The organism is Dechloromonas sp. H13 (assembly GCF_009469615.1).
Classification (GTDB): domain Bacteria; phylum Pseudomonadota; class Gammaproteobacteria; order Burkholderiales; family Rhodocyclaceae; genus Azonexus.
The window spans coordinates 153,945-161,386 of the sequence record NZ_SSXX01000009.1 but is presented as its reverse complement, the minus strand read 5'-3'; the positions used below and the strand labels follow the sequence as shown (position 1 = coordinate 161,386).

The window sequence follows — 7,442 nt, the reverse complement described above, 5'->3', positions numbered from 1 at the left end:
TCATTCAGCTGCACCATGCCCACAGCTACTGCGGCGTTGGTTACGTTCAGCGGGTAGCCTGGCCTCGGATACAGACGCCAACATGGGCTTCTCGTTACCGGTCATTGGCCAATGCCAGCTCTTGGCCCAGACTGTGTAAAAACTCCGGTTGGCACAGGTTCCTGGCGTGGGCGATTGGTATGGATGGAAACAGGCAGAGGGCATCTGAAGGTTACTGACTGGCCGTCAGGCCGCCTGCAACGCTGCTATCAGCCCCGTCACCCCCAGAAGGTTGATCACTCGTTTCAAGTTGTACGCCAAGACCTGCAAACTCATCTCCGTTTTCACCTTTTCCAGGGTGCGGGTCAGGAAGTGGGTTGCGCCCATCCAGGCCTTGAGCGTCCCGAAGGGATGCTCAACGGTCTGCCGGCGAATGCGCATGCTGTCAGGCGCCATATCTAGCCGGCGCTCCATGGCATCGAGCACCGCCTGATGTTCCCAGCGGCTGACGCGACGATAGTCGCTCGGCGTGCATTGCGCCTTGATGGCACATTGCGGACAGGCAGAACTCCAGTACCGATTGAGCATCAGACCGCCTTCGACACGGGCGAATCGCCAGACAAGACGTTGATTTGCCGGGCAACGGTATTCATCGGCCGCCGGGTCGTAGACGAAATCGGCCTTATCGAAGCGACCCTCGGCCTTGGCCGCCGAGGTGCTGGTTTTCGGGACGATGGCTGTAATCCCTGCTTCCTGGCAGGCCAGAATTTGCTCACCTTTGAAGTAGCCTCGATCGGCAATCACAGTCAGATTTCCGCCACCAATAGCTTCTCGTGCCCGCTTCGCCATGCCGACCAGAAGGTCTCGATCAATGCCAACATTGGTGACTTCGTGCGCGACGATCAGATGGTGTTTGGCATCCACGGCAGTCTGCACGTTGTAGCCCACGACCCCGGTGCCTCGAGTCTTCATCGAGCGAGCGTCGGGGTCGGTCAGAGAGAGTTGTCCGTCGGGTGATTGCGCCAACTGGGTTTCGATCATCTGGAGTTGTTGCATCTGTGCCTTCAGGGCGGCGATCTTGTCATTGAGCCGACCGGCCTTGGCTTGGGCAATGTCAGGTTCCTGCCGATCCGCAGTCTCAAGTTCGGTCAGATAACGCTGAATGCTCGCCTCGATGTCAGCCATCCGCCGCTGCAATTTGGCGCTCGTGAAATTCCGATCACGGTTATTGACAGCCTTGAACTTGCTCCCGTCGATGGCGACCAGCGCTTCCGTGAACAAGTTGAGTTGCTGGCACAAGACCACGAATTGCCGGCAGACCTTGCGAATCGCTGGACCGTTGTCCTTACGGAAACTGGCAATGGTCTTGTGGTCGGGCATCAAGCGCCCCGTAAGCCACATCAATTCGACGTTGCGCTGTGCTTCTCGCTCCAGTCGCCGACTAGACGGAATGCGGTTGAGGTAGCCGTAGATATACAGCTTCAGTAGCACTGCCGGATGGTAAGCCGGCCGCCCTGTAGCCGCCGGATCAATCCCCGAAAAACCCAAGCTACCCAACGCCAGTTCATCGACAAACACATCGACGACCCGGACCGGGTTGCAATCCACGATGTAGTCATCCAGCACAGCGGGAAGCAAGGTACTTTGGGTTCGACTCTCTCCCTGGATAAAACGCTTCATCTTGACTGCCTTGTCGCCAATGCCTATTGCATAGATCACGACTGGCTAATTTCGTTCACTGTTTTTACACAGTCTGGGCCGACATCAGCCCAAAGCCTACGCCACCCCACTCCGCAACCACGCCCGATAAAGCCGCAGCGCCACATGCGCGTCGTTGGCGGCGTAGAGGAGCTGGCGCTCGGTCAGGTGCAGGCTGGCCCAGTTGCTGGTGCCGGTCTTTTTCGATTTTTGGAGTTTCTGGCCGAAGAAATGCGCGACCGCCACCTTGGCGCCGACGGTGCCACGGTGGCCGGGGCCGCGCAGGGTTTCGCCGAGGTCGAGGACGTTTTCCAGCGTTATACCGAGCCGCGATTTCAGTGCGCTGCGGTCGTTGCCGAGGCCGAAGCCGACCTTGAGCACGGCGGGCGATTCGAGGATCGCCTTGAGGGCCTGCGCGCCGGGCAGGCAGGCGACCGGGAAAAGGTAGGCGTGGGCGTCGGTGGCGAGCTGGACCAGATGCGGACCGGTCGACACCTCGCCCTTGCGGAAGGTCGGTTTGGATTCGGTGTCGAAGCCGATGGCGTCGCTGGCCAGCAGGGCGGCATAGGCGGCGGCGGCCTGCTCCCCGGAGTCGACCAGCGTGATCCGCGCCAGCGGAATGCCTTCGTAGAGCGGCAGATCGCCTTCGGCCAGCGCGCCGCGGGTGAGCACCACATCGCTCATGCCAGGCGCGCGCCCAGCCAGGCGCCGATGGCCTGGATTTCCTCGAGGCAGACGGCGTGCGGCATCGGGTATTCGTGCCAGTCGAGGCGATAGCCGTGCTGCGCCAGGTAATCGCGCGCCTGCCGGCCCAGGGCCGGGGAAACGACGTCATCCACGGTGCCGTGGGCGGCGAAGATCGGGATCGCCCGGTTGGCCGCGCTGGCTTCGCGGCCGACCAGTTCGGCCGACGGCAGGTAGGTCGACAGCGCGACGATGCCGGCCAGCGGCTCCGGGTGGGTCAGCGCGGTCGTGTAGGCGACCGCCCCGCCCTGCGAAAAGCCGGCCAGGAAGATCCGCCCGCAGGGGATGCCGCGTTGGTTCTCGCGGGCGATCAGCCGGCGGATCGCCGCCCGCGAATGAACGATGCCGGCCTCGTCGATGCGGCGGCTGGTGCTTTCCAGCGAAATGATGTCGTACCAGGCGCGCATGACGTAACCGCCGTTGCAGGTGACGGGGATGTACGGCGCGTGGGGAAAGATGAAACGCACTCCGGGCGCGTCGGGCAGGCCCAGTTCCGGCACGACCGGCACGAAATCGGCGCCGTCGGCGCCGAGCCCGTGCAGCCAGATCACCGCGTAACGTGGGTTGGCGGCGGTTTCGATTTCGATGGCGGACAGTTCTTCTGGCAATGGAGACTCCTTGGTTCCGTTCGGAAACGATGGTTTTCTGCCGGGCGGCGGCCGGCAGGCTGGCCGAAGTATCCTTGGCCGCGCGGCGATGGGCAAGTTCGCGACGCCGCCCGGCATAAAACAGCCGGCGGCTAGGGTCCGGAATGCAGTGTCTGCTGCAGCGTCGCCGCGCTGAGTTCGCTGTCGCGCCGCACCATCTCGGCGGCCATCAGGCGGAACTGCTCCTCGACCTCGTGGTGCAGGAAGGAGGCACCGAACAACCCGGCGATCACCGAATCGAAGACGAACTCGGCGCGATAGGCGATCTGAGTCGCCGGCCCCTTGCCTTCCGCCAGGCGCACCTCACTCTCCATCCGCTTCAGCGACCCCGTCAGGTTGCGGGTCAGGATGCGCTTCATCGGCTCCAGGCGGATTTCCCGCTCGACCTTGAAGGCATACGAGAACAGGCCGAAGCGGGCGACGCCTTCCTGCCGGACCACCAGGACATTGCCCTGGCGGGCGGCGACACGGCTCGCCGTCAGGTTGTTCAGGATGCCGGTCATGTGATCGAAATCGACCAGCACTTCCCAGGCGACCCGCTGCGCCACCGGCACCCGGATCGTCGCCTCGACGACGAAAGCCTCGCCCGCCTCGCTGACGGCGACGACGACTTCCGGCTCGGCGGCAAACGCGAAACCGCTGCAGAGGAAGGAAAGGACGGCGAGGATGGCCATGCGCATCGACATCGGGATTCATTCCGGGCATGAAGTTATGATGTTTGGAACACGCCGAACGAATATGGTTCGCGCCCGTTCCCGGCTGCATCGCTCGCGGCGGGTCAGCCCGGCGGCCTTTAAGCGCCGCTTAAGCTTTCCCTAAGATGGCGTTAAGGCGCGCTCCCTACACTGCACGGACATGATCACCTCAGGACAAGCGCGATGAAAGCCTTCCCGGCCCTCTGCCTGCTGCTCGCCAGCCTTGCCAGCCACGCCGAAACCCCGCAGCAGATTCTCCAGGCCTATGCCACCGACGCGGCCGCCCGGGAGCCGGGCTTCACGCCGTCGGCCACGCGTGGCGAAGCTTTTTTCAGCCGGCGCTTCGCGGTTAACGACCGGATGCCGGCATGCACCAGCTGCCACACCGAAAAGCCGCTCGCCGGCGGCCAGCACGTCGTCACCGGCAAGGCCATCCGGCCGCTCGCCGTCGCCGCCAATTCCGAACGCTTCGCCGACCCGGCCCGGGTCGAGAAGTGGTTCGGCCGCAACTGCAAGGAAGTCGTCGGCCGCGCCTGCACGCCGGGCGAGAAGGCGGATTTCGTCGCCTTCATGAACGAGGTGCGCTGACATGAAGCGCCTCGTTATTCTCCTGGCAATCACCGCCGCCCTTCCCGCCCACGCCGACCGCCTGCCGCTACCGGCCGACACGCCGGCCAGCTACCGGGCCGAGTGCGGCAGCTGCCACCTCGCCTATCCGCCCGCCCTGCTCGCCGCCGGCGACTGGCGGCGCATCATGGCCGGCCTGGACGACCATTTCGGCTCGGATGCTGCGGTCGACGATCAAAAAAGGCAGGAAATCACGGCCTTTCTCGAACGCCGCGCCGGCAATGCCGAAAAGCTCGGGTCCGCCGGCGAACCGCCACGCATCAGCCAGACCGCCCGCTTCGTCCGCAAGCACCGCGAAGTGCCGGCCGGGCTCTGGCGCGACCCGCGCGTCAGATCGCCGGCCAACTGCGAGGCCTGTCATCGCGGGGCGGCCGACGGCAATTACAGCGAACACGACATCGCGCTCCGCGAACTGAAGAGGTAAGCCATGCAAAAGATACTCGTCTGGGACCTGCCGGTGCGCCTCGGCCACTGGCTGATGGTCGGCGGCTTCGGGCTGGCCTGGCTGACCGGCGACAGCGAGAGCTTCCGCCTGGTGCATGTTGGCGCCGGCGCGACGGTGCTCGCCGTCGCCGCCTTCCGCCTGCCGTGGGGCTTCATCGGCTCGCGCTACGCCCGCTTCGCCGATTTCGTGCGCGGGCCGGCGGCAGTCCGCGCCTACCTGTTCGGCCTGCTGCGGCTGCAACCGGCGCATCAGGTCGGCCACAACCCGGCCGGCGGTTGGGCCATCGTGCTGCTGCTCGGCCTCGCCCTCCTGACCGGGCTCGCCGGCTGGGCGACGTACGCCGATCTCGGCGGCCATTGGCTGGAAGAATTGCACGAAGGCCTCGCCACCGCGATGCTGATCGTCGTCATCGTGCATCTCGCCGGCGTCTTCACCGGCAGCCTGGTGCACGGCGAAAACCTGGTGCGCGCCATGGTGAACGGCCGCAAGGCGGGCTCGCCGGACGCCGCCATCCGTTCCGCCCGGCCGCTTGCCGCTGCCGCGCTGCTGGCCTGGGTGGCGCTGGCCGGCTGGTGGATCGCCAGCTGATAGAATCCCGCCCATGCGCATCCTGCTTGTCGAAGACGATCCCCAACTCGGCGATGGCCTGACCGTCGGCCTGCGCCAGGCGGGTTTCGCGGTCGACTGGGTCAGGGACGGCAATTCCGCCGACCACGCGCTGCACGCCGAGAGCTTCGATCTGGTCGTCCTCGATCTCGGCCTGCCGCAGCTGTCGGGCATGGATGTCCTGACGCGCGCGCGCAGCCGCGGCCAGACCATGCCGGTGCTCATCCTGACCGCCCGCGACGCCACCGGCGACAAGGTGACCGGCCTCGACGCCGGCGCCGACGACTACCTCGTCAAGCCGATCGACCTCGACGAACTGGCCGCCCGCATCCGCGCCCTGGCCCGGCGCAGCGCCGGCCGTGCCGCGCCGCTGCTGGCGCACGGCGAGCTCGCCCTTGATCCCGCTGCCCACAGCGTCACGCTGGCCGGCCAGGCGGTCGAACTCTCCAGCCGCGAGTTCTCGCTGCTGCAGATGCTGCTCGAAAACGCCGGCCGCGTGCTGACCCGCACCCAGCTCGAACAGTCGCTCTACGGCTGGCGCGACGAGCCGGACAGCAACGCGCTCGAAGTGCATATCCACCACCTGCGCAAGAAGCTGGGCAGCGATCTGATTCGCACCCTGCGCGGCGTCGGCTACACGATACCCAAGTGACCACCGCCTGGTTCTCCCTGCGCCGCCGCCTGCTCGGCCTGCTGCTCGGCGGCGTCGCCGCCGCCTGGCTGGCGACCATGGTGCTGAGCTACATCGACGCCCACCACGAGGTCGACGAACTGTTCGACGCCCAGCTCGCCCAGGCGGCGCAGACCCTGCTGGCGCTGGCCGGGCACGACGAGGGCGACGACATCGAGGATCTCGGTGACGCCGCCCACAAATACCAGCGCCGCCTGCGCTTCCAGATCTGGCGCGCCGACGGCAAGCTGCTGATGCGCTCGAAAAACGCCCCGGAAACGCCGTTGACCGCAACCAGGGGATTTTCGGAAACGCGCGGCGAGGACGGCCACTGGCGCCATTTCAGCCAGTGGAACGACGAAGGCACGCTGCAGGTCCAGGTCAGCGAGAACCATCACATCCGCGACGACCTGATCGGCCACATCGCCTGGCGCCTGCTCTTCCCCGCCCTCTTCGGCCTGCCGCTGATCGGCCTCTGGGTCTGGCTGGCGACCCGGCACGGCCTCGCCTCGCTCGACGGCATCGCCGGCCAGATCGCCCGGCGGGCGCCGCAACAGCTGCAGCCGGTTGCGCCGGCCAGCGCGCCGGAAGAAATCCGCACCATGCTCGAGGCCCTGAACGGCCTGTTCCTGCGTGTCGAGGCGGCGCTCGAAGGCGAACGCCGCTTCACCGCCGACGCCGCCCACGAACTGCGCACCCCGCTGGCGGCGCTGCAGGCCCAGCTACAGGTCGCCTTGCGCGCCCGCGACGACGGCGAACGCGCACGTTCGCTCGGCCAACTGCAGAGCGGCCTGACCCGCGCCGCCCACCTCGTCGACCAGATGCTGCAGCTGGCCCGCCTCGACCCCGAATCGGGCCTGCCCGACCCGCAGCCGGTCGACCTCGGCGTGCTTGCCGAGGCGGTGTGCGCCGATCTCGGCCCGCTGATCCTCGAAAAGAGCCTGGATTTCTCCCTCGATGCGACGCCCGGCTGCACGGTGAACGGCCAGGCCGAATGGTTGCGGGTGCTGGTCCGCAACCTGGTCGACAACGCCATCCGCTACACCCCGCCCGGCGGGCAGCTGCGGGTAGCCGTCGAACACGCGGCGGAGCAAATCCGGTTCAGCGTGAGCGACAGCGGCCCCGGCATTCCGGCCGGCGAACGGAATTCGGTGCTGCGCCGCTTCCATCGCCTCGACCAGGGCACCCAGCCGGGCAGCGGCCTGGGACTGGCCATCGTCGCCCGCATCGCCGAACTGCACGGCGCCGAGCTGGAACTGGCGACCGCCCGGGACCTGCACGGATTGCAGGCCACCGTCGTCTGGAAGGCGCGCAGCTAGCGGCAGGCACGA

Annotated in this window: 9 protein-coding genes; 5 read left to right on the top strand and 4 right to left on the bottom strand. The window is 66.5% G+C overall.

Annotated features, from left to right (window positions below; all coding sequences use genetic code 11):
• Positions 1-225: 225 nt before the first annotated feature.
• From GH660_RS16710 to GH660_RS16695, 4 genes are all read right to left on the bottom strand, one after another.
• Positions 226-1,659, bottom strand: coding sequence for an IS1182 family transposase (locus GH660_RS16710; protein ID WP_153147898.1), 1,434 nt, complete (start codon positions 1,657-1,659; stop codon positions 226-228).
• A gap of 96 nt (positions 1,660-1,755) precedes the next feature.
• A complete protein-coding gene (locus GH660_RS16705) occupies positions 1,756-2,361 on the bottom strand; it encodes a 3'-5' exonuclease (RefSeq protein WP_153147897.1) in 606 nt (201 codons plus the stop codon).
• A complete protein-coding gene (locus GH660_RS16700; RefSeq protein WP_153147896.1) occupies positions 2,358-3,029 on the bottom strand; it encodes an alpha/beta hydrolase in 672 nt (223 codons plus the stop codon). The genes GH660_RS16705 and GH660_RS16700 overlap by 4 nt, the downstream gene beginning before the upstream one ends.
• Positions 3,030-3,160: 131 nt before the next feature.
• Entirely contained in the window at positions 3,161-3,754 is a 594-nt protein-coding gene (locus GH660_RS16695) for an SRPBCC family protein (RefSeq protein ID WP_153147895.1), read from the bottom strand.
• A 192-nt stretch (positions 3,755-3,946) separates the two neighbouring features.
• On the opposite strand from GH660_RS16695, the gene GH660_RS16690 reads away from it, so the two are divergent.
• Genes GH660_RS16690 through GH660_RS16670 form a run of 5 tightly spaced genes read left to right on the top strand, consistent with a single transcriptional unit; the run spans position 3,947 to position 7,430 of the window.
• A complete protein-coding gene (locus GH660_RS16690; RefSeq protein ID WP_153147894.1) occupies positions 3,947-4,351 on the top strand; it encodes a DUF1924 domain-containing protein in 405 nt (134 codons plus the stop codon).
• A gap of 1 nt (position 4,352) precedes the next feature.
• A complete protein-coding gene (locus tag GH660_RS16685) occupies positions 4,353-4,814 on the top strand; it encodes a diheme cytochrome c (protein WP_153147893.1) in 462 nt (153 codons plus the stop codon).
• Between the two features lie 3 nt (positions 4,815-4,817).
• Positions 4,818-5,423, top strand: coding sequence for a cytochrome b/b6 domain-containing protein (locus tag GH660_RS16680; protein ID WP_153147892.1), 606 nt, complete (start codon positions 4,818-4,820; stop codon positions 5,421-5,423).
• 13 nt (positions 5,424-5,436) lie between these two features.
• Positions 5,437-6,093, top strand: coding sequence for a response regulator transcription factor (locus GH660_RS16675; RefSeq protein WP_153147891.1), 657 nt, complete (start codon positions 5,437-5,439; stop codon positions 6,091-6,093).
• Positions 6,090-7,430: an ATP-binding protein gene (locus GH660_RS16670; protein WP_153147890.1), complete on the top strand. Its 1,341-nt coding sequence runs from the start codon at positions 6,090-6,092 to the stop codon at positions 7,428-7,430. Before GH660_RS16675 ends, GH660_RS16670 begins: the two co-directional genes overlap by 4 nt.
• Positions 7,431-7,442 lie beyond the last annotated feature (12 nt).

Bases quoted from the DNA above. Each gene is read 5' to 3' on its own strand.
- GH660_RS16710 (WP_153147898.1), bottom strand. From the start codon at position 1,659: ATGAAGCGTTTTATCCAGGGAGAGAGTCGAACCCAAAGTACCTTGCTT.
- GH660_RS16705 (WP_153147897.1), bottom strand. From the start codon at position 2,361: ATGAGCGATGTGGTGCTCACCCGCGGCGCGCTGGCCGAAGGCGATCTG.
- GH660_RS16695 (WP_153147895.1), bottom strand. From the start codon at position 3,754: ATGTCGATGCGCATGGCCATCCTCGCCGTCCTTTCCTTCCTCTGCAGC.
- GH660_RS16690 (WP_153147894.1), top strand. From the start codon at position 3,947: ATGAAAGCCTTCCCGGCCCTCTGCCTGCTGCTCGCCAGCCTTGCCAGC.
- GH660_RS16685 (WP_153147893.1), top strand. From the start codon at position 4,353: ATGAAGCGCCTCGTTATTCTCCTGGCAATCACCGCCGCCCTTCCCGCC.
- GH660_RS16680 (WP_153147892.1), top strand. From the start codon at position 4,818: ATGCAAAAGATACTCGTCTGGGACCTGCCGGTGCGCCTCGGCCACTGG.
- GH660_RS16675 (WP_153147891.1), top strand. From the start codon at position 5,437: ATGCGCATCCTGCTTGTCGAAGACGATCCCCAACTCGGCGATGGCCTG.